This window comes from Streptomyces smaragdinus, assembly GCF_009604385.1.
Lineage (GTDB): Bacteria > Actinomycetota > Actinomycetes > Streptomycetales > Streptomycetaceae > Streptomyces > Streptomyces smaragdinus.
This window is the reverse complement of sequence record NZ_WEGJ01000032.1, coordinates 1-21,609: the sequence shown is the minus strand read 5'-3', so window position 1 is coordinate 21,609 and position 21,609 is coordinate 1. Positions and strand designations below refer to the sequence as shown.

Sequence of the window (21,609 nt, the reverse complement as noted above, 5' to 3'; positions counted from 1 at the left end):
GACAACGTACGTGCTCACCCGGGGTGAGTGCGTTCGTCAACGTACCGAAAGACCGATTCAGAGTGCCCGGGAAGATGCGGGCACATCAGGACGTTTATGTCCTAAGAGGGAGGCGGAATGACCGAGACGACGAGCGGACCGGCGCGGGCCCGCAAGGGCGGCGGCAGGGCCAAGAGCGCGGGACTGCGGATCGAGCGCATCCACACCACTCCGGGCACGCACCCGTACGACGAGGTGGAGTGGGACCGGCGTGACGTCGTCATGACGAACTGGCGCGACGGCTCGGTCAACTTCGAGCAGCGCGGCGTCGAGTTCCCGGCGTTCTGGGAGACCAACGCCGTCAACATCGTCACCAGCAAGTACTTCCGCGGCGCCGTCGGCACCCCGCAGCGCGAGACCAGCCTGCGCCAGCTGATCGACCGCATCATCAAGACGTACCGCAAGGCCGGCGAGGAGCACGCGTACTTCGCTTCCCCCGCCGACGCCGAGATCTTCGAGCACGAGCTCGCGTACGCCCTCCTCCACCAGATCTTCAGCTTCAACAGCCCCGTCTGGTTCAACGTCGGCACCCCGCAGCCCCAGCAGGTCTCCGCCTGCTTCATCCTGTCGGTCGACGACTCCATGGAGTCGATCCTCGACTGGTACAAGGAAGAGGGGATGATCTTCAAGGGCGGCTCCGGCGCCGGGCTGAACCTGTCGCGTATCCGCTCCTCCAAGGAGCTCCTGTCCTCCGGCGGCAACGCCTCGGGCCCGGTGTCCTTCATGCGCGGCGCCGACGCCTCCGCCGGCACCATCAAGTCCGGCGGTGCCACCCGCCGGGCCGCCAAGATGGTCATCCTCGACGTCGATCACCCCGACATCGAGTCCTTCATCGACACCAAGATGAAGGAGGAGGAGAAGATCCGCGCCCTGCGCGACGCGGGCTTCGACATGGACCTGGGCGGCGACGACATCACGTCCGTCCAGTACCAGAACGCCAACAACAGCGTCCGGGTCAACGACGAGTTCATGAAGGCCGTCGAGTCCGGCGGGAAGTTCGGCCTGCGCGCCCGGATGACCGGCGAGGTCATCGAGGAGGCCGACGCCCGGCACATCTTCCGCAAGATGGCCGAGGCCGCCTGGGCCTGCGCCGACCCCGGCATCCAGTACGACGACACCATCAACCACTGGCACACCTGCCCGGAGTCCGGCCGGATCAACGGCTCGAACCCGTGCAGCGAGTACATGCACCTGGACAACACCTCGTGCAACCTGGCCAGCCTCAACCTGATGAAGTTCCTCAAGGACGACGGCGAGGGCACCCAGTCCTTCGACGTCGAGCGCTTCACCAAGGTCACCGAGCTCGTCATCACCGCGATGGACATCTCCATCTGCTTCGCCGACTTCCCCACGCAGAAGATCGGCGAGAACACCCGCGCCTTCCGCCAGCTCGGCATCGGCTACGCCAACCTCGGCGCCCTGCTGATGGCGACCGGCCACGCGTACGACTCCGACGGCGGCCGTGCCCTGGCCGGCGCGATCACGTCCCTGATGACCGGCACCTCCTACCGCCGCTCCGCCGAGCTCGCCGCGGTCGTCGGCCCGTACGACGGCTACGCCCGCAACGCCGACGCCCACCAGCGGGTGATGCGCCAGCACGCCGAGGCCAACACCACCGCCAAGCGGATGGACGACCTGGACACCCCGGTGTGGGCCGCGGCCACCGAGGCCTGGCAGGACGTGCAGCGCCTCGGCGAGAAGAACGGCTTCCGCAACGCGCAGGCCTCCGTCATCGCCCCGACCGGCACCATCGGTCTGGCCATGTCGTGCGACACCACCGGGCTCGAGCCGGACCTGGCCCTGGTCAAGTTCAAGAAGCTCGTCGGCGGCGGCTCCATGCAGATCGTGAACAACACGGTCCCGCAGGCCCTGCGCCGGCTGGGCTACCAGCAGGAGCAGATCGAGGCGATCGTCGCCCACATCTCCGAGCACGGCCACGTCATCGACGCGCCGGGGCTGAAGGAGGAGCACTACGAGGTGTTCGACTGCGCGATGGGCGAGCGGTCGATCTCCCCGATGGGCCACGTGCGGATGATGGCGGCCATCCAGCCGTGGGTCTCCGGCGCGCTCTCCAAGACCGTGAACCTGCCCGAGGGCGCCACGGTCGAGGACATCGAGAACGTGTACCTCCAGGGCTGGAAGCTCGGCCTGAAGGCCCTCGCCGTGTACCGCGACAACTGCAAGGTCGGCCAGCCCCTCTCCGCGAAGAAGAAGGAGAAGGAGAAGGTCACCGAGAAGGCCGAGGCGACGATCCGCGAGGCCGTCGAGAAGGTCGTGGAGTACCGTCCGGTCCGCCACCGCCTCCCCAAGGGCCGCCCGGGCATCACCACCTCGTTCACGGTGGGCGGTGCCGAGGGCTACATGACGGCGAACTCCTACCCCGACGACGGCCTGGGCGAGGTCTTCCTGAAGATGTCGAAGCAGGGCTCGACCCTCGCGGGCATGATGGACGCCTTCTCGATCGCGGTCTCCGTGGGCCTGCAGTACGGCGTGCCGCTGGAGACGTACGTCTCGAAGTTCACGAACATGCGCTTCGAGCCGGCCGGTATGACGGACGACCCGGACGTGCGGATGGCGCAGTCGATCGTCGACTACATCTTCCGCCGGCTGGCGCTGGACTTCCTGCCCTTCGAGACCCGCTCCGCGCTGGGCATCCACTCGGCGGAGGAGCGCCAGCGGCATCTGGAGACCGGTTCGTACGAGCCGACGGACGAGGAGCTGGACATCCAGGGCCTGGCGCAGTCGGCCCCGCGTGAGCCGCAGCCGGTGCTGAAGGCCGTGGTCGAGGCGCCGAAGCCGGCCGCCGAGGTCGCCGCGCCGCTGGAGGCCCACACCTCGGCGGAGCTGGCGGAGATGCGCCTGGGCGTGAGCGCCGACGCGCCGCTGTGCTTCTCCTGCGGTACGAAGATGCAGCGCGCCGGCAGCTGCTACATCTGCGAGGGCTGCGGCTCGACCAGCGGCTGCAGCTGACCCGGACACGCTGAGGGCGGTGGCATCGTTTCGGTGCCACCGCCCTCAGGCGTTCCGGCGGGGTTCAGGCCGCCACCGTGAGGGCGGACTTGGTCAGCGAGACCGGCAGGTGCGTGGTGCGGGTGACCGGGGTCGCCGGGCGGAACACCACGAGCTTCAGGGCCGCGAAGCGGGCGACGCCGGCCAGGGCGGAGGCCGTGAGGTAGACCGTCTGCTCGGTGAGCACCGAGGGGTCCGCCCGGAACATGTACAGCACGTACATCGCCACCGTGGTGAACGCCCAGCTCACGGCCGCCGTGCCCGCCGACTGGGTGTGCATCCGCCAGCCGCGGCGGTCGCTGCGGAACGTGAGGCGGGCGTGCAGCTCCGAGGCGAGGACCGTGGAGACCACGGTGATGATCGCGTTGGCCACGGCCAGCGGGACCGGGCCGGAGAGCAGGATCAGGGCCCCGCTGGAGGCCAGGCCGACCGAGCCGCCGCAGGCCACGAAACGGGCGAAGGATGCCAGAGTGGTGCGGACGGAGCTGGACACGGGGGCCTCCGGGGTCGAGGGACCGCGGTGTGCGGCCTGTCTTCGACGGTATTGACTCCGGCGCCCCGAAACGATCAGGGGTGCCCCCTAGATGGGTGGGGGATAACCCCCCATCCTTCCCGGGGGGTTCACCCCGAGACCGCCGTCTCAGTCCTCCGCCGGCCCGCCCATCACGCCGCCGAACGACGCCAGATCCGTGTCGTAACCCCGCTCCAGCATGCGGTAGCTCCACGTCCCGGAATCCTGGCGGGTGAACTCGGCGACCGTCACCGCCGTCGACTCCGCCAGCACCGTCAGATCATGGTCGGCCAGCTTCGTGTACCCCTCGTGCAGCGCCACCTTGGGCCGGGCGACCTCGCCGAACGTCAGCCGGCCGGAGTTCTGCTGGATGGCCACCCCGATCACCACTCGCGACAGCCGCTCCGAGATCCGGTACAGCTCCAGCGACATCTCCTCGTCGGCACCGAAGCCGCGGCCGTCCAGGCTCTCGCGGGTCAGGAAGATCGTCCCGTCGGGGGAGCGGCGGCCGGGGTGGACCAGATAGTCCGGCGGGCCGTACGGGGCGGCGGCCGGATACACCGCCGCCACCAGGTCCAGGTCGTGCGCCGGTCTGCCCAGGGGTGCGGGGTCCCAGCTGAGCTTCACGTCGACTTTCCGATGGCCTCTCGCCAGACCTGTCAACGCCCTGTCCCTCCCGTTGGGTTCACTGCGATCGGGTCATCGTAGCGGCGCTCTCAGTGAGGGATCACGCGTGGTGGCCGGCGGCGGGTCAGGCTGTCGCGGTAGTCCTCGACGGCGCGGCCGGCCTGGCGGACGAGCTGGGTGTGTTCGAGCCGGTCGAGGTAGTGGCAGCGGTCCGCCAGGCCCTGCAGCTCGAAGGCGAAGTACAGGGACATCAGCGGGTTGATGAACAGCTCCGACCCGGCCGTGCGCGAGGTGAAGTGCGTGTCGCCGAACTCCCCGCGCATCGCCGCCGCGACCGAGCCCTGCACGATGCTCGGATGGTCGGGCGTGCACTCGGCGGCGTGCCGGACGGCGTCCAGGTAGAGCACGCCCTCGGGGTGGTGGCGGGTCACGGAGAACGCGCCGAGGTAGGCGCCGGCCCGCTCGAGGGCGGCGATGTTCTCCAGCACCTGGGCGTGGTTGACGCCGTGGTAGGCGTCGATGCCGAACCCGAGGGAGAGCACCAGCCGCTGCGGGATCTCCGTCAGCCCGGCGACGGCGGCGAGGGACGTCATGTCCTCGTTGGGGGTGCCCAGTCCCGCCTCGTCGCCGCGGAGCAGGATGTCCGTACCGCCGTCCACGAGGACGATCGCGTCGATGCCGTACTCCGCGATCAGCGCCCGGTACCCGCGTACACGTCGAAGCCGCCGTCGGCTCCGGCGATCAGTATCCGTTCGGACTTCTCCAGGCGTGCCAGGACCGGGTTCACATGGAGGGGAGGCATTGCCCCATGGTGCGGTTCGCGGGGGCGGCGGGGCAACGCGGTTCTACGATTCCAGCTCCCGCGCCGCCTCCCGCAGCAGCGGCAGGAAGGCCCGTACGGCCGGCGGCCGCGACGTCCCGCGCGGTGTCGCCGCGAGCACCGTGCGTACGGGGGCGTCGTCGCGGTGCAGCGGACGCAGCACCAGCCCGGACGGCAGCGATCCGGCGGCCAGGGCCGGGACGAGGGTCAGCCCGAAACCGGCCGCCGCGAAGCCGAACTTGGCCAGCCACTCCCGCGCCACGACCTCGATCCGCGGCCGGAACCCGCGCCGCAGACAGGCGCTGATCAGCGTGTCCTCCGGCGACGCGCTCCCCGCGATCCACGGCTCGTCCGCCAGCTCGGCGAGCCGCAGCGTACGGCGCTCCGCCAGCCGGTGCCCCGCGGGCAGCGCCACCAGCACCGGCTCGTCGAGGAGCCGCGTCAGCTCCACCGCCTCGAACGCGTCCAGGTCCTCGGCGTACCCCGACACCACGGCGAGATCCAGCTCACCGGCCGCCAGCGCGGCGACGTGCGTACGGCTGAAGCCCTCGGTGTGGCTGACGGTGACTCCCGGATGCGCCTCGCGGAACGCCGCCAGCGTCCGGGGGACGAGCGCCGCCCCGGCGGTGGCGAAGGACCCCAGCCGCAGCCGCCCGGTGTGCACGTCCCGCAGCGCCGCCAGATCCCGGCGCGCGGCGCCCAGCCGGTCCAGGGCCGCCTCGGCGTGGGCCAGCGCGACCTGCCCCTGCTCGGTGAGCCGCACCCCGCGCGGCAGCCGGTCGAACAGCGGCGCCCCGAACTCCGCCTCCAGCGCCGCGATCTGACGCGACACGGCGGACTGCGTGAAGCCCAGCTCCGCCCCGGCGGCGGTGAACGAGCCGTGTCGGGCGACGGCCCGGAAGACCTCCAGCCAGCCGGTATCCATCCTGCCCCCTCCCGATATGCGCGAACAGCATGTCACGTATGCCAGACATTCGTTGGTCGAATGGCTGACCGCCTGCCTAGGTTGGCCGGGTGACAGAAATCGCCTTTCTCGGCCTGGGGTCCATGGGCCTCCCCATGGCACGCCGCCTGCTCGACGCGGGCCACCGGCTCACCGTCTGGAACCGCACCGCCGCCCGCGCCGACCCCCTGGTGGCGGCCGGCGCCCGATCGGCCCGCACCCCGGCGGAGGCCGTCGGCGGGGCCGGGGTGGTCATCACGATGCTGGCCGACGCGGCGGCCGTGGACGCCGTCCTGGCCGACGCGGCACCCGCGCTCGGGGCCGGCACGACCGTCGTCGATATGTCGACCATCGGCCCCGGCGCCGTACGTGATCTCGCCGCCCGGCTGCCCGCCGGGGTGGCGCTGGTGGACGCCCCCGTCATGGGCAGCACCCCCCGCGCCGCGGCCGGTGAGCTGACAATCCTGGCCGGCGGGGACGCGGACGCGGTGGAGCCGGTGCTCGCGGTGCTGGGCACGGTGACGCGCTGCGGCCCGCCGGGCAGCGGGGCGGCGCTGAAGCTGGTCGTCAACACCGCCGTCATCTCCGCCGTGACCGCCGTGGCCGAGGCCCTCGCGCTGGCCGACGTGCTGGGTGTCGGCGGGGAACAGGCGCGGGCGCTGCTCGGCGCCGGGCCGCTGTCCGGCGTGACGGCGCGGGCCACGGACACCGTGAGCCACTTCGGGCTCGCCCTCGCGGCGAAGGACCTGGGGCTGGCGGAGGACGCCGCCCGGGGGCTGCGTGTCGTGGCGGCCGCCCGCGAACAGCTGCTCGGCGCCGCCGGGGCCGAGGGATCCGACGCGGATCTGTCGGCCGTGGTCCGGCATCTCACGACAACCATCTGACGAAAAGGATTCACCGTGCTCAAGACCACCGACAACCCCGCCGCCGTCCCGCCGCCCGTGCCCGGCGCCTACTCCCACGTCGTCCGGCTCGACTCCGGCGACGGCAGCCTCCTCTTCCTCTCCGGCCAGATCGCGCTGGGCGACGACGGCGAGGTCGTCGGCCCCGACGACATGACGGCGCAGTCCCACCGCGTCATGGAGATCATCGAGGCGATCCTCGCCGCCCACGGCGCCGGCTGGGACGACGTCGTCAACATCCGTACCTTCCTCACCGACATGGACCGGCTCGCCGAGTACGGGGCGGTGCGCCGGCAGTACATCAAGGGCGATCCGCCGACCTCCACGACCGTCGAGGTGTCCCGGCTGTTCAAGCCCGGGGCGCTGCTGGAGGTCGAGGTGACCGCCGCCCTCGGCTGATGCGGCCGATCCCGTGATCAGGGAGAAATCAGGCCGTACGATGGCGCGGTGCTGGTCAAGTGGATGCGCTGCACCGTGGTGGACCGCCGCGGCTTCGAACGGGCGCAGCGCAAATGGGCGGGGCTGCTCGGCGAGCCCGGCTTCCGCGGGCAGGGGGGCGGCTGGAGCCGGTCCCGCGAGGGGGTGGCGCACGTCTTCGGGTTCTGGGAGAGCCGGGCGCTGTACGACTCGTTCATGGCCCGCTCCCACGACCGGCTCGCCGCCGCGCAGATCGGCACGTACCGCGATCTGCGCGTCCGGCTCTTCGAGAAGATGCACGACGTGAAGGTCGGGTTCGAGCCCCGGTTCTCCGACGCCGACGTGCTGCGGGTGGCCCATATGCGGGTCAAACCGGACCGGGTGGAGAACTTCACCCTGATGCAGGAGAAGGTCTGGAACCCGGCGATGGCCGGGTCGCCGGGCATGCTCCGGGGCGTGTTCGGGCAGGCGCCGGGGGACGAGTTCGTGGTCCTGTCCATGTGGGACTCCGCCGCCGAGCACGGCAAGTACCGGGTGGAGCGGATCGAGCGCCTGGGCCTGCGGGCGCAGACCGCCGCCGACGTGGCCGCGCTGGCCGGCGACGTGATCCGGGTCGAGCCCGGCTGGACGGTCTGAGCCCCCCCGGCCACCGGCGGCGGGCGGGCCCACTACGCTGGCACGCATGGCACGGCCCCGGCGCATCGTTCTCATCCGGCACGGCGAGTCGGAGGGCAACGTCGACGACACGATCTACGAGCACCGGCCCGACCACGCCCTGCGACTCACCGAACGCGGCAGGCAGCAGGCCCACGAGGCCGGCGCCCGGCTGCGGGAGATCTTCGGGGACCAGCCGGTCAGCGCGTACGTGTCCCCGTACCGGCGCACCCAGGAGACCCTCGTCCATATGCGGCTGGACCGGGCCCGGATGCGGATCCGCGAGGAGCCCCGGCTGCGGGAGCAGGACTGGGGGAACTGGCAGGACCCGGACGAGGTGCGGATGCAGAAGGTGTACCGGGACTCGTACGGGCACTTCTTCTTCCGCTTCCCGCAGGGCGAGTCCGGGGCCGACGTGTACGACCGGGTGGGGGCGTTCCTGGAGAGCCTGCACCGGAGCTTCGAGAAGCCGGACCATCCGGAGAACGTGCTGATCGTGACGCACGGGCTGACCATGCGGCTGTTCTGCATGCGGTGGTTCCACTGGACGGTGGCGGAGTTCGAGTCGCTGTCCAATCCGGGGAACGCCGAGACGCGGATGCTGCTGCTCGACGAGAGCACCGGGCGCTATCACCTCGACCGGCCGTTCGAGCGGTGGTGTACGCCGGACTCGTTCGTCTGAGTGCGTTTTTGTCCTGTCCGCGGTCGCTCAGGTGGGGCCGACGGGCGGCCAGCGGCTAGGCTGACCGGAAATGACCACTGATCCTTCCGATTCCGGGCGTCTGGAGCGCGCCCTCGACTCGCTGCGCGGCCTCAGTACGGGCGACGCGCTCGGCTCCCAGTTCTTCGTCCCCGACAACCGTCCGCTGCTGGACCGGCGCGCGCTGCCGGCCGGTCCCTGGCAGTGGACGGACGACACCGAGATGGCCTGCTCGGTGGTGTCCGTGCTGGCCGCGCACGGCCGCATCGACCAGGACGCGCTGGCCGCGTCCTTCGCCGAACGGCACGACTTCGACCGCGGCTACGGACCCGCCGTCAACCGGATGCTGCGGCTGATCCGCCAGGAGGGCGCCGACTGGCGCGAGCTGTCGGCGGCCCTGTTCGACGGGCGCGGGTCCTGGGGCAACGGCGCCGCGATGCGTGTCGCCCCGCTCGGCGCCTGGTACGCGGACGACCCGGAGCAGGCCGTCCACCAGGCGGAGATCTCCTCCTACGTCACCCACCAGCACCGTGAGGGTGTCGCCGGCTGTATGGCGGTGGCCGCCGCGGCCGCGCTGGTGGCCGGCCCGGACACCCCGCCCGGGCCCGACGAACTGCTGGCGGGAGTGAGCGACCTGATCCCGCGCAGCGCCGTGGGGCAGGGGGTGCGGCGGGCCCGTGACCTGCTGGACTACTCGGACGTGGCCACGGTCGCCGCGGTGCTCGGCAACGGGCGGCGGACCAGCGCGCACGACACGGTGCCGTTCGCGCTGTGGTCGGTGGCGCGGCATCTGGGGGAGTACGAGGAGGCCTTCTGGTCGACGGTACGGGCCGGGGGCGACGTCGACACCATGTGCGCGATCGTCGGCGGGGTGCTCGCCGGGCGCCGGGGGTGGGGGCCGCCACAGGGGTGGCTGGCGCGGACGGAGCCGCTGCCGGAGTGGATGCTCCCCTGACTGTCACCGCTTTGTCACGGGATCGTGCCAAGGCGGTACGGGAGGGTTGGGCCGGGTGGGAGGCTGCGGGGGAGCGCGCTTAACCTGTCGGCCACACCGGCGTGTTGATCTTGCCTGGGGAGGCAGGTGCGGCGGTGGTGGGGAGGATCGTATGTCCGACACTCCGATATCGGGACCCCAGGACGCCCTGCCGCCTCCGGCTCGCGCCTCCTCGCCGTGGAGCGCCCCCGGATCTCCGGCGCGGACGGTGTCCTATGCCCCCGCCGACCCCGAGTGGCTGAAAGCCGTGCGGCCCGGGCCTCTCGCGCCCATGGGGCTGGGCACGCTGGTGTCCGTGCTGGTCACCGGGGTGCTGACGGCGCTGCTGATGGGGGAGGGGGTGGGAGCGAACCTGCTGCTCGTCGCGGTGCCGGCGGCCGCCGCCGCGTACTTCGCCGCGCGGGGTGCGGGTCGGCGGCCGCGGGTGTGGACCGTGCTGTGGGCGTGCGGCGGGGTGGGGCTGCTGGTCGTACCGCTGCTGCGGGCGGCGCTGTGGCCCGTGACGCTGGCGATGTTCGCGGCGCTGGCGGCCGGGACGTGCGCCCTGGTCGGGGGGCGTGGGTGGCATGCGGTGCTGCTGGGGCCGACGGGGCTGTTCGCGGCGGCGCCGGCGTCGGTGGGGTGGCTGGTCGAAGGGGTGAAGCGGCGGGCGGCGGTCAACCGGCGGCGGTGGGTGTTCGTGCTGCGCACCGGGGGGATCGCGGTCGGGCTGCTGGTGGTGTTCGGGGCGCTGTTCGCGAGCGCCGACGCGGCGTTCGCGGATCTGCTGGGGTCGCTGGCGCCGGATATGACGGTGGGCGACAGTCCGTGGCGCTTCTTCCTCTTCCTGCTGGGCGCGCTGGGCGCGCTCGCCGCCGCCCGCACCGCCGCGGCGCCGCTGCGCTGGGACCGGATCCCGGCCGGGCAGGGCAAGGCGCGGGGCCGGCTGGAGTGGGCGCTGCCTCTGGCCGTCCTGAACGTGCTCTTCGCCGTCTTCATCGGCGTGCAGCTGGTGGTGCTCTTCGGCGGCTACGACACCGTGCTGCGCGAGACCGGGCTGACGTACGCCGAGTACGCGCGGCAGGGCTTCTGGCAGCTGCTCTGGGTGACGCTGCTGGTGCTGGTGGTCGTCGCCCTGGCCCTGCGCTGGGCGCCGCGCTCGGGGCACCGCGACCGGGTGCTGGTCCGGGGCGTGCTGGGCACGCTGTGCGTCCTCACGCTGGTCGTGGTCGTGTCCGCGCTGCGGCGGATGGACCTGTACGTCGAGGCGTACGGGCTGACCCGGCTGCGTATCTCCGTGTTCAGCGTGGAGGTGTGGCTGGGGCTGGTGATCGTGATGATCATGGCGGCCGGAGTGTTCGGCGCGCGCTGGCTGCCGCGCGCGGTCGCCGGCTCGGCCGCCGCGGCGGTGCTGGCGTTCGGCCTGGTCAACCCGGACGCGATGATCGCCGAGCGGAACACTCATCTGGCGGACCGGGGCATCGACACCGACTATCTGTCCCAGCTGTCCGCGGACGCCGTACCGGTCCTGGACCGGCTGGACGAGCCGTACCGCTCCTGCGCGCTGATCGACATCGCGGACGACCTCGAGGAGGACGGGGCCGCGCCCTGGTACGCGATCAGCCTGAGCGAGGCGCGGGCGCGGGACATCCTGGAGAGCCGGCCCGTGGACCGCACCGTGACCTGCGGCGGTTACAGCGGGCGCGGCAGCGACTGGTGAGCGGTCGCCCGGGACCGGTCGGCGCCGGTCCCGGGCGCGTCGTACCGCCGGCCGCTAGTGCGGAGCCCCGCCGCTGTTGCCGCTGAGGGCCTCCAGGTCGCTCTTGCGGACCTGGATCACGAAGAGGGCCGTCACCACCGCCACGGAGATCATCCAGACGGCCACCATGAGGCCGTGGGATATACCGGCCGCCAGCACCTCGCCGCCCCACTTGCCCGGCATCTGGTGGGTCCTGGCGAAGACCGCCTGCATCTTCTCCGGCGCGTGCGCCATGAAGTCCGGCAGCTGGGCCCTGGCCTCCTCGCGGCTGGCCGAGCCGAATGCCGTGGTCAGCAGGGCCAGCCCGATCGAACCGCCCACCTGCTGCGATACGTTCAGCAGGGCGGAGGCGGCGCCCGCCTCGTGCTGCGGCACACCGGAGACGGCCGTCAGGGTCAGGGTCACGAAGTTCAGCCCCATACCGAAGCCGAAGACCACGATCGGCCCGAGGACCCCGCTCGCGTAGCCGCTCCCGGAGTCGATCTGCGTCAGCCACAGCATCCCGGCCCCGGCGGCCAGCGTGCCCGTCACCATGAACGGCTTGGGCCCCAGCACCGGCAGGAAACGCTGCGAGAGCCCGGCCCCCACCGCGATCGCCACCGTCACCGGCAGGAACGCGACGCCGGCCTCCTTCGCGCTGTACCCCAGTACGTTCTGCACGAAGAGCACGATGTAGAAGAACATGCCGAACATCGCCGCGGCCAGGGTCGTCATGATGACGTACGTCCCGGCGCGGTTGCGGTCGCGGAACATCCGCAGCGGAGTGATCGGGTCGCGGGCGAACCGCTCGAGGACCAGGAACGCCGTCAGCAGCAGCGCCGCCAGCACGAAGCACAGCATCGCCCGGGCGTCGTCCCAGCCCTTGTCGGCCGCGCGGATGAACCCGTACACCAGGGAGGCCATGCCCAGCGTCGACGTCACGGCGCCGAGGATGTCGAACCGGCCCGGATGGCGCTCCGACTCGTTGATGTACAGCGGCACCAGGGCCACGATCAGCAGACCGATCGGCACGTTGACGAACAGCACCCAGCGCCAGTTCAGCAGGTCCGTGAGCAGACCGCCGGCCAGCAGGCCGACCGCGCCGCCGCCCGCGGAGACCGCGGCGAAGACACCGAACGCCCGGTTGCGCTCGGGTCCCTCCGGGAACGTGGTCGTCACCAGGGCCAGCGAGGTCGGCGAGGCTATGGCGCCGCCGACCCCCTGCAGCACCCGCGCGGCCAGCAGCTGCCAGGGCTCCTGGGCCAGGCCGCCGAGCAGCGAGGCGAGGATGAACAGCGAGATGCCGAGGACGAAGACCCGGCGCCGGCCGAGGATGTCGCCGGCCCGGCCGCCCAGGAGCAACAGTCCGCCGAAAGCCAGCGTGTAGGCGCTGACCACCCAGGTGAGACCGGTCGTCGAGAAGTCGAGGGCAGTCTGGATGTGCGGCAGCGCGATGTTCACGATCGTCGCGTCCAGGACCACCATGAGCTGACACGCGGCGATCAGGACCAGCGCGATGCCCCGTTTGTCCGCACGCGGGGCCGGACGTGGCCCTGTACGGTCTTTCAACACCTGAGAGGTTGTCACCATGCTCCCCTTGCATGTGAAATAGTGAACGGCAGCGTTCACTGTCCTCTCAGACACTAGTGACAATCGCTCAGTGAACGCAAGCGTTCACTAGGTCTCGACGGAGTGAAAAATATGGGTAGTTCGCACCGGACCGCTCCCGGCGCGCACCCCGCAGCCGTCCGCCGCAGAGGCAGCGTGCTCGAGAAGGCCATCCTCGACGCCACGATGGACCAGCTGGGCAGCGTCGGCTGGAACGGGCTGACGATCGAGGGCGTGGCCGCACGCGCCCAGACGGGCAAGGCCGCCGTGTACCGCCGCTGGTCGTCCAAGTCCGACCTGGTCGCCGACGCGCTCAAGGACGGTCTCCCCCCGCTGGACGGCCTCCCCGACGAGGGCAGCCTGCGCGAGGACCTCCTCGGTCTCGTACGGATGATGCGCTCGCGGATGTACTCGCGCTCGGGCCAGGCGCTGCGCACGCTGCTGGACGAATGCGACCGGGCCCAGGCCGAGGCCTTCATGGAGCTCATCGTCGGCCGCGTCGTGGAGCCCGGCAAGGCGCTGATGTGCGAGATCGTCCGGCGCGGCATCCGCCGCGGCGACGTCCGCCCGGACGCCACCAGCGAGCTGGTCGTCGACGTGGTCCCCGCCATGATGATGTACCGGCACAAGATCACCGGATCGGACGTGTGCGACGCCGATCTGGTGCGGGTGGTCGACGAGATCATGGTGCCGCTGCTCTGCCCCCGGCAGGGGGGCGCCCGCTGAAAAGGCGGGGTCAGAGCAGGCGCGTCACCCCGGGGGCGTAACCTGGAACTGCCATGACCTACACACCTCCCACCCACACCGTCGAGCGCTCCATCCGGGCGAAGACCGGCGCCAGGACCGTCGCCGGCATCGACGAGGTGGGACGTGGTGCCTGGGCCGGTCCGGTCACCGTGTGCGCGGCCGTGACCGGACTGCGCCGCTTCCCGGCGGGCCTGACGGACTCCAAGCTGCTCACGCCCAAGCGGCGCGCTGCCCTCGCGGTCGAGCTGCGCCGCTGGGTGACCGCCCATGCCATCGGCCAGGCCTCCCACCGGGAGATCGACGAACTCGGCATGACCGCCGCGCTGCGCCTCGCCGCCCAGCGGGCCCTCGAGGAGCTGCCCGTCCGCCCGGACGCCGTCATCCTCGACGGCAAGCACGACTACCTCGGGGCGCCCTGGCAGGTCCGTACGGTCATCAAGGGCGACCAGAGCTGCGTCGCCGTCGCCGCCGCGTCCGTGCTCGCCAAGGAGCACCGCGACGCGCTGATGGCCGAACTCGGCGCCGGCTGCCCCGCGTACGCCTTCGCCGACAACGCCGGCTACCCCTCGCCCGTCCACAAGGCCGCCCTGGAGGAACTGGGCCCCAGCGAACTCCACCGCCTGTCGTGGGCATATCTCGACGCCCTCCCGCGTTGGCAGCATCTGAAGCGCCCGCGGCTCTCCCCGGAGGCCGCGGCACTGGAAGCGGCCGGGCAGCTCGGCCTCGACATGTGACGGTTCACGGGGTGTTCGCGCCTTCGATATCCGATTGACGCCACCCCGCGTCTTGATCCCTACTCACGTTTGATAGACATCAGCTCATGCCTCTCTCTCCCGAGGAGCCTCAGATTCACGAGAGTGTTCCGGGCCGCGCCGTCGCGAGCCCGCGTCCCGTCCCAGGTCCCCGTCCCGCACGCCCCGGCCGTCCCGGCCCGCACCGTGCGCAGGCGACCCGTACCCCGCACAGCGAAGCCAAGTCCGCGGCCCCCGCGGGCCCGCAGCTGCAGCTGATCCCCAGCACCGCCCAGGGCGCGGTCGACGCCGCCGACGAGGCCGTCGACCTGCTGCTGGACTCCGGCCGCCCGCCGGGCGAGGTGCTGGTGCTGACCACCGGCGACCCGCATCCGTGGGCCGCGCACGAGCTGTCCTTCGGCGAGGAGCCCTACTGGGCCCAGCAGTCGGCCGCCGACGACGTGTTCTACGCCACCGCCGGTGCCGAGCGGCTCACCGCGCGCCCGGTGGTCGTGGTCGCCGTCGACGGGGGCGACGACACCGTCGTGGCCGCCGCCCTGGCCGGCGCCATGCGGCTGGCCGGCGCCCTGCTCGTCCTGTGCGGCGACCCGGCGCGGATCAACACGCTGGCGGGGGCCGGGGTCTGAGGCCCCGTCCGCCCGGCCTCCCGCGCCGCCCGGCGGCCGCGGGCGGCGGTCAGCGCGCCGCCGCGTGACGCAACGGCATCGCGGCGGCGCCGAGCGGCGGCGCCTTGTGCAGCCGGCCGACGGGCACCTCGTCCCGCTCGGCCGCCCGCGGCGCCGACGCCTGCGGGCTGCGGCCGCCGCGGTCCTCGCCCAGCACGTGCCAGCCCTGCGGCGTCAGCGTGATGTACGCGCCGCAGCGCAGCCCGTGCAGCGTGCACGCGTCGCGCAGCCCCCACATCCAGGCGCCGTCCTCCTCCGTCCACCCCATGCCGCCCTCCCGGCAGTACATCAGCACCGCCGTGCGCACCGGGGTGCGGCGGCGCAGGTCGTGCGGGATGACGCGGCGCAGATGGGCGAGCAGGGCGTTGCGGTGATGCCAGCCGTCGGCGAGCCCGCCGTCGCGGCTGAGCCGGCGGCCTGAGCCCGACGGGCCGAAGGAGGCGCTGGCGAGCAGACGTTCGTCCGGGTCGAGGACGGCGACGACGGCGGTCGCGGGGGCCGGCCGGTGGCGGTCGTGCAGTCCGCTCACCACGTCGCGCGGGCTGCGCAGCAGAGGGATCTTCGCGTCGGCCCACTCGGCGGGCTCGAGGACGCGACCGGACATGCCGGTGCTTGCGGGGGCGGAGCCAAAGTCCAAGGGGCTCCTCCCTTCATCTGCGCGCCCACGCCGGACGGCTGCGGGCAGGGGTGCGTGAGCCCCGGGCGAGGGCTGGGTCAGGGAGCGACTCCATTCTTCCCGGCCGACTGGCCTGCGGCAATGAGCAATTGCGGGCCGGGGGAGGTTTCGTACGGTGCGCCGGATAACTCCCCCGGGGCCGGCATGCGGGGCCTACGCCTGCACCGCCAGCACGAGCGGATACACCGCCGGGGCCCCCGCGCCGCGCAGCAGCCGGGCCGCGACCGCGAGGGTCCAGCCCGTCTCCGTGAAGTCGTCCACGAGCAGCACCGGCCCCGCCGCCTGGGCCACGGCCCGCGCCAGCTCCGGCGGCACGGACAGCGTGCCGGACAGCTCCGCCAGCCGCTGTGCGCTGTTGCTGCGCGCGTGCGGCCGGCCCGGGGCGGCGGCGATCTCACCGAGGTACGGCATCCGGCCCACGGACGCGATGTGTTCGCCCAGCGTACGGACCAGCCGCGGGCGGGTCCGGCTCGCCACCGTCACCACACCGGCCGGGCGCGCGGCGGCGCCGGGCGCCCCCGACGCCCAGCCGCCGGGGCCCTTCGCCCAGTCCGCCAGCACCGTCACCACCGCCGCCGCGACGTCCTGCGGCACCGGCGCGTCGCCCGCCCGCGGCGCCAGCAGCGGACGCAGCCGGTTGCCCCAGCCGATGTCCGACAGCCGGCCCAGCGCCCGGCCGGGCTCCGCCAGCTCGCCGGGCTTGATCCGCCCCTTCAGCTCCAGCCCGGCCGCCGCCAGGCCCGTCGGCCACATCCGCCGCGGCTCGACCTCCACCCCGGGCCGCCCCAGCTCACCGCGCGCCGCGTCCAGCAGCTCCGGGCGCACCTTCGGGGAGTGCCGTGGGCCCGCGCAGTTGTCGCAGCGGCCGCACGGCGCCGCCTGCTCGTCGTCCAGCTGCCGGCGCAGGAACTCCATCCGGCAGCCGCCCGTCGTGACGTACTCCCGCATCGCCTGCTGCTCGGCGGCGCGCTGCTTCGCCACCCAGGCGTAGCGGTCCGTGTCGTACGACCAGGGCTCACCCGTCGCCGTCCAGCCGCCCTTCACCCGGCGCACCGCACCGTCCACGTCGAGGACCTTGAGCATCGTCTCCAGCCGCGACCGGCGCAGCTCGACCAGCGGCTCCAGCGCGGGCAGCGACATCGGCCGCCCGGCGTCCGCGAGCACGGCGAGGGTCTGCCGCACCTGCTCCTCCGGCGGGAAGGCGAGCGACGCGAAGTACCGCCAGATCGCCTCGTCCTCGGGTCCCGGCAGCAGCAGCACCTCCGCGTGCTCCACGCCGCGGCCGGCCCGGCCCACCTGCTGGTAGTACGCGATGGGGGAGGACGGGGCACCGAGATGGACCACGAACCCCAGATCGGGCTTGTCGAATCCCATCCCCAGCGCGGACGTCGCGACCAGCGCCTTCACCCGGTTGGCGAGGAGGTCCTCCTCCGCCTGCAGCCGCTCCGCGTTCTCCGTGCGGCCCGTGTAGGAGGCCACCGGATGCCCGTGCTGCCGCAGGAACGCCGCGACCTCCTCGGCGGCGGCGACCGTGAGCGTGTAGACGATGCCGGAGCCGGGCAGCTCGTCCAGCGTCCCCGCGAGCCACGCCAGCCGGTGCGCCGCGTCCGGCAGCTCCAGCACACCCAGGCTCAGGCTCTCGCGGTCCAGCGACCCGCGCAGCACCAGGGCGTCGCTGCCGCCGCCCGTCCCGAGCTGCTCGGCCACGTCCGCCGTGACCCGGGCGTTCGCGGTCGCCGTCGTCGCCAGCACCGGAACGTCGGACGGCAGCTCGGCGAGCATCGTGCGCAGCCGCCGGTAGTCGGGCCGGAAGTCGTGCCCCCAGTCGGAGATGCAGTGCGCCTCGTCCACGACCAGCAGCCCCGTGGCCGCGGCCAGCTCGGGCAGCACCCGGTCGCGGAAGTCCGGATTGTTCAGCCGCTCCGGGCTGACGAGCAGCACGTCCACCTCGCCGGCCGCGATCTCGGCCTGGACCGAGTCCCACTCCTCGGGGTTGGCCGAGTTGATCGTACGGGCCCGGATACCGGCGCGGGCGGCCGCGTCCACCTGATTGCGCATCAGGGCCAGCAGCGGCGAGATGATCACCGTGGGGCCGCCGCCCCGGCTGCGGAGCAGCGCGGTCGCCACGAAGTACACGGCCGACTTGCCCCAGCCGGTGCGCTGCACCACCAGCGCCCGGCGCCGGTGCGCCACGAGCGCCTCGACGGCCCGCCACTGGTCCTCGCGCAGGCGGGCGTCCCCGCGGCCGACGAGTCGGGCGAGGACATGATCGGCTTCGGTCCTGAGGTCGCTGGTGTCCATGGGGTCATGGAACCGGACCACACCGACATCGGGCGAATCGATGCGGCTCAAAAATCCGCCTCTTGCGCGGGAAACGCCTGGTGAGGAGTCATGATCGCGAGTTATCCACAGGGGGATGCGAAAGCCGGGCGCGGTGCGGGACCGTAGTCGCATGACTTCACACAGCGACGCCCAGATCACGCTCCGCACACCTTCGGAGCTCGCGGACGCCCTGCCGTACCTCATGGGCTTCCACCCCAACGACAGCATTGTGATGGTCGCGCTCAAGGGCGAGCGCGGCACCTTCGGCGGACGGCTGCGGCTCGGCATCCCCGAGTCCCGGGAGGAGTGGTCGGACGTCAGCCTCCAGCTCGCCGAATGCCTGATCGACGGCAGCCGCAAACGGGGTGTCGATCCCGTGGGGATCATCGTGTTCCTCTGCCAGGACCCCGAGGGCGCCGAGACCCCGGGCGAGACGATGGAGCGGCTGCGCCCGCTCGCCCAGCGGCTGCGCACCGCGTGCGGCCGCTTCGACGTCCCGGTCGTCGAGGCGCTGTGCATCTCCGCCGGGCGGTACTGGTCGTACTGCTGCCCCGACGGGAGCTGTTGCCCCGCGGAGGGGACGCCGCTGGTGGAGCCGGGCACCTCGGCGATGGCGGCCGCCGCGGCCTACGCGGGGATCCAGGTCCGCGGCTCCATCCGGGAGATGGAGGCGCGCCTCACCCCGCGCGCCGAGCGCCCCCGCGATCCCCAGACCCGGGCCCTGGACGCCGCCGGCGCCGCGCTGGTGCCGCGCATCCTCGGCACCGCCGAGTGGACCGCGCCGGGGGCGGAGGCCGGTGAGGAGCCGGGCGGCGACCCGGTCCCGGCCGCGCCTCCCGCCGGGGCCCGGCCGCGGCGCAGCCCCGCCGCCGAACGGCGCGCGGTGCGGCGCGAGACGCTCACCCTGGCCGCGCGTGTGATGGACCGGCTGGCCGCCGCCCCGCCCCCGAAGGGCGCCGGGGACACGGCCGGTGACACCCACGACGACGACCGGATCACCGACGACGAGGCGGCCGCGCTGATCATGGGGCTGCAGGACCGGACCACCCGGGACCGCGCCGCGGAGTGGATGGAGGGCGCCGACGCCGGACCGGCGCTGCGGCTGTGGCGCGCGCTGGCCCGCCGGTGCGTCGGCGCCTACGGGGAGCACGCCGCGGCGCCGGTGACGCTCGCCGGGTGGGTGTCCTGGGCCGGCGGGGACGACACCGCCGCCCGGGTCTGCTTCGCCCGCGCCCTGCACCTGGACCCGGCGTACACGTTCGCGGCCCTGCTGCATCAGGCGGTGAACGAGGGCGTCGACCCCGAGCCGTTGCGCCGCTCGCTGCGCCGCCGCCACCGCACGGGACGGCTGCGCGGACGCCCGGACACACGCCGCACCCGCCCCGCGGGGGTACGCAGGCCGGCGGGGCCGACGGGGACGGCGCGGCGCCGGCGCCGGGACGACCGCGCGTCCGGCGCGGCGCCGGCCTCGTGACCGCCGCGCGGCCGGGGCGACGGGGATGGGGTCGGCGGCGGGTGGCTGGGGCGCGGGGAGGAGCCGGCGGCCGGGCGGCCGAGGCGACGGGTAGGGAACGGAAGCCAGGCGGCTGAGGCCGCCGGGGGAGGGGAACGGCGGCCGGGTGGCTGACCCAACGGCCTGATTATCGTCAGGCAGACGACTATGATCGCGCCATGCCACCCTACGACCCGTCGGCCTTCCCGCCGTTCGCCGTCACCGTCGACCTCGTGGTGCTCACCGTGCGGCACCACGCGCTGTGCGCGCTGGCCGTCCGCCGCGGCGAGTCCCCGTTCCAGGGGCGCTGGGCACTGCCCGGCGGATTCGTACGCCCCGACGAGGACCTCGAGCAAGCCGCCGCGCGGGAACTCGCCGAGGAGACCGGGCTGCAGCCCCAGCCGGACGACGCGGCGCCCGTGCCCGGGGCGCATCTGGAGCAGCTCGCGACCTACGGCGACCCCAAGCGGGATCCGCGGATGCGGGTGGTGAGCGTCGCGCATCTGGTCCTCGCCCCCGACCTGCCGGCGCCGCGGCCCGGCGGCGACGCGAGCGGCGTGCGCTGGGCGCCGGTGGAGACGCTGCTGAGCCGGGACGAGGATCAGTCGCCCCTGGCGTTCGACCACGCGGGGATCCTCGCGGACGGCGTCGAGCGGGCCCGGTCGAAGATCGAGTACTCGTCGCTGGCGACGGCGTTCTGCCCGCAGGAGTTCACGGTCGGCGAGCTGCGCCGGGTCTACGAGGCGGTGTGGGGGGTCGCCCTGGACCCCCGCAACTTCCACCGCAAGGTCACCGGCACGCCCGGCTTCCTCGTCCCCACCGGCGGTACGACGACCCGTCAGGGCGGCCGCCCCGCCCAGCTCTTCAGCGCCGGCGGCGCCACCCTGCTGAACCCGCCGATGCTGCGCCCGGAGGTCTGACACCCCGGCCCCGGGCGGTTCCGGGACGCCCGCGCCGGTCAACTCGCCCGTCCGCCCGGGCCGTCAGGAATCCGACGTCGCACACCGTGCCGGAGTAACGCGTCGTACCACGTAACGCCCCTTTCATCCCGATATCGTGTCGGCATTCCATACCTCGGGGCGTGCGAATGATCCAGGCCATCGGACTGACCAGCCGGCCCACCGCTCACCGTCCGGCTGCGGTCGACGACCTCACCTTCGAGGCCCACCCGGGCCGCCTCACCGCGCTGCTCGGCGACCGGGGCGCCGGAAAGACCACCGCGCTGCGCCTGATGCTCCGGCGCGAGACCGGCCGCGGCATCACCCTCTTCGACGGCCGGCCGCTCGACGCCGTCCCGCTCCCCGGCCGCGAGGTCGGCGTCCTCCTCGGCGACACCCCGGGCCACCCCGCCCGCACCGTCCGCGACCATCTGCGGATGCTTGCCGCCGCCGTCGGCGTTCCCGCCGGCCACGCCGACGACGTCCTGTACCTGACCGGCCTCGACCGCCTGGCCGGCGACCGCCTCGACACCCTCTCCCTCGGCGCGGACCGCCGCCTCGGCCTCGCCACCGCCCTGATCGGTGACCCGCACACCCTCGTCCTGGACGATCCCGTACGCGACCTCGCCCCCCGCGAAGTCACCTGGTTCCACGGCGTGCTCCGCGACCTCGCCGACGACGGGATCACCGTCTTCACCACGCTCACCGACCCCCGCGTCGCTGCCAGGTTCGCCGACCGCGTGCTCACCCTGGACGCGGGACGGCTGCACGCCGACCAGGACGGGGCGGAGTTCGCCGCGACCCGGCTGCGCCGCTGCGTCCTCGTCCGCACCCCCGAGGCCGCCCGCCTCGCCGCGCACCTCACCCGGACCGGAAGCACCCCCGACGGCCTCGTCGAGGTCGCCGAACGAGGCGGCACCGAACTGGCCGTGTACGGCACCCTCGCCCCCGCGGTCGGCGAGATCGCCCACCGCCACGGCATCCCCCTCCACCACCTCACCGACACCACGGACACCACGGACACCACCGACACCACGGACACCACCGAACCCGCGACACCCCCCACCCTCACCCCG

At 73.1% G+C, this 21,609-nt stretch carries 18 protein-coding genes and 2 pseudogenes; 13 read left to right on the top strand and 7 right to left on the bottom strand.

The features are described from left to right. Positions 1-117: 117 nt before the first annotated feature. The gene (locus tag SRB5_RS27725; protein ID WP_153456192.1) at positions 118-3,009 is read left to right on the top strand and encodes a vitamin B12-dependent ribonucleotide reductase; all 2,892 of its coding nucleotides are present in this window, start codon (positions 118-120) and stop codon (positions 3,007-3,009) included. 64 nt (positions 3,010-3,073) lie between these two features. Here the strand turns inward: SRB5_RS27725 and SRB5_RS27720 are convergent, their stop codons facing one another. The 4 genes and pseudogenes from SRB5_RS27720 to SRB5_RS27705 all read right to left on the bottom strand — a co-directional run bounded on the left by SRB5_RS27720 (position 3,074) and on the right by SRB5_RS27705 (position 5,931). Beyond that, entirely contained in the window at positions 3,074-3,541 is a 468-nt protein-coding gene (locus SRB5_RS27720; RefSeq protein WP_153456191.1) for a GtrA family protein, read from the bottom strand. 147 nt (positions 3,542-3,688) lie between these two features. Then, positions 3,689-4,225, bottom strand: a pseudogene (locus SRB5_RS27715) (TerD family protein); the annotation flags it as partial. A gap of 50 nt (positions 4,226-4,275) precedes the next feature. Beyond that, positions 4,276-4,890 (bottom strand): annotated as a pseudogene (locus SRB5_RS27710) (DUF1152 domain-containing protein); the annotation flags it as partial. A 141-nt stretch (positions 4,891-5,031) separates the two neighbouring features. Next, complete coding sequence (locus SRB5_RS27705) at positions 5,032-5,931, bottom strand: LysR family transcriptional regulator (RefSeq protein ID WP_153456188.1); 900 nt, start codon at positions 5,929-5,931, stop codon at positions 5,032-5,034. Between the two features lie 89 nt (positions 5,932-6,020). Between SRB5_RS27705 and SRB5_RS36780 the strand changes: the two genes are divergently transcribed. The 6 genes from SRB5_RS36780 (at position 6,021) to SRB5_RS27680 (ending at position 11,315) form a co-directional block, all read left to right on the top strand. Next, complete coding sequence (locus SRB5_RS36780) at positions 6,021-6,833, top strand: NAD(P)-dependent oxidoreductase (RefSeq protein WP_323378585.1); 813 nt, start codon at positions 6,021-6,023, stop codon at positions 6,831-6,833. A 15-nt stretch (positions 6,834-6,848) separates the two neighbouring features. After that, complete coding sequence (locus tag SRB5_RS36775; protein ID WP_323378584.1) at positions 6,849-7,250, top strand: RidA family protein; 402 nt, start codon at positions 6,849-6,851, stop codon at positions 7,248-7,250. A 48-nt stretch (positions 7,251-7,298) separates the two neighbouring features. Beyond that, positions 7,299-7,904: a YdbC family protein gene (locus tag SRB5_RS27695; RefSeq protein WP_323378583.1), complete on the top strand. Its 606-nt coding sequence runs from the start codon at positions 7,299-7,301 to the stop codon at positions 7,902-7,904. Between the two features lie 46 nt (positions 7,905-7,950). After that, positions 7,951-8,604, top strand: a complete 654-nt coding sequence (locus SRB5_RS27690) for a histidine phosphatase family protein (protein WP_153456187.1) — start codon at positions 7,951-7,953, stop codon at positions 8,602-8,604. Between the two features lie 70 nt (positions 8,605-8,674). Continuing rightward, on the top strand, positions 8,675-9,577 hold the full coding sequence (locus SRB5_RS27685) for an ADP-ribosylglycohydrolase family protein (RefSeq protein WP_153456186.1): 903 nt from the start codon (positions 8,675-8,677) through the stop codon (positions 9,575-9,577). A 151-nt stretch (positions 9,578-9,728) separates the two neighbouring features. Then, a complete protein-coding gene (locus SRB5_RS27680) occupies positions 9,729-11,315 on the top strand; it encodes a DUF4153 domain-containing protein (RefSeq protein ID WP_153456185.1) in 1,587 nt (528 codons plus the stop codon). A 54-nt stretch (positions 11,316-11,369) separates the two neighbouring features. On the opposite strand, the gene SRB5_RS27675 is transcribed toward SRB5_RS27680, so the two are convergent. After that, entirely contained in the window at positions 11,370-12,920 is a 1,551-nt protein-coding gene (locus tag SRB5_RS27675) for an MFS transporter (RefSeq protein ID WP_323378606.1), read from the bottom strand. 114 nt (positions 12,921-13,034) lie between these two features. Between SRB5_RS27675 and SRB5_RS27670 the strand changes: the two genes are divergently transcribed. The 3 genes from SRB5_RS27670 (at position 13,035) to SRB5_RS27660 (ending at position 15,066) form a co-directional block, all read left to right on the top strand. Next, the gene (locus SRB5_RS27670) at positions 13,035-13,667 is read left to right on the top strand and encodes a TetR/AcrR family transcriptional regulator (RefSeq protein WP_153456183.1); all 633 of its coding nucleotides are present in this window, start codon (positions 13,035-13,037) and stop codon (positions 13,665-13,667) included. A 53-nt stretch (positions 13,668-13,720) separates the two neighbouring features. Next, positions 13,721-14,422, top strand: a complete 702-nt coding sequence (locus tag SRB5_RS27665) for a ribonuclease HII (protein ID WP_153456182.1) — start codon at positions 13,721-13,723, stop codon at positions 14,420-14,422. Between the two features lie 86 nt (positions 14,423-14,508). Beyond that, positions 14,509-15,066, top strand: coding sequence for a hypothetical protein (locus tag SRB5_RS27660; protein WP_153456181.1), 558 nt, complete (start codon positions 14,509-14,511; stop codon positions 15,064-15,066). Between the two features lie 49 nt (positions 15,067-15,115). On the opposite strand, the gene SRB5_RS27655 is transcribed toward SRB5_RS27660, so the two are convergent. Both SRB5_RS27655 and SRB5_RS27650 read right to left on the bottom strand, forming a co-directional pair. Next, the gene (locus tag SRB5_RS27655; RefSeq protein WP_407703989.1) at positions 15,116-15,742 is read right to left on the bottom strand and encodes a hypothetical protein; all 627 of its coding nucleotides are present in this window, start codon (positions 15,740-15,742) and stop codon (positions 15,116-15,118) included. A gap of 192 nt (positions 15,743-15,934) precedes the next feature. Further along, positions 15,935-18,082, bottom strand: coding sequence for a RecQ family ATP-dependent DNA helicase (locus tag SRB5_RS27650; protein WP_153456180.1), 2,148 nt, complete (start codon positions 18,080-18,082; stop codon positions 15,935-15,937). A 151-nt stretch (positions 18,083-18,233) separates the two neighbouring features. Here SRB5_RS27650 and SRB5_RS27645 point away from each other — a divergent pair, with 151 nt between their 5' ends. The 3 genes from SRB5_RS27645 to SRB5_RS27635 form a co-directional block, all read left to right on the top strand. After that, positions 18,234-19,577 (top strand): DUF4192 domain-containing protein, encoded by a 1,344-nt coding sequence (locus SRB5_RS27645; protein ID WP_153456179.1) that lies wholly within the window; start codon positions 18,234-18,236, stop codon positions 19,575-19,577. Between the two features lie 197 nt (positions 19,578-19,774). Next, the gene (locus SRB5_RS27640; RefSeq protein WP_153456178.1) at positions 19,775-20,515 is read left to right on the top strand and encodes an NUDIX hydrolase; all 741 of its coding nucleotides are present in this window, start codon (positions 19,775-19,777) and stop codon (positions 20,513-20,515) included. 167 nt (positions 20,516-20,682) lie between these two features. Further along, positions 20,683-21,609, top strand: a 927-nt coding sequence (locus tag SRB5_RS27635; protein WP_153456225.1) for an ATP-binding cassette domain-containing protein, incomplete at its 3' end; no start/stop codon positions are given.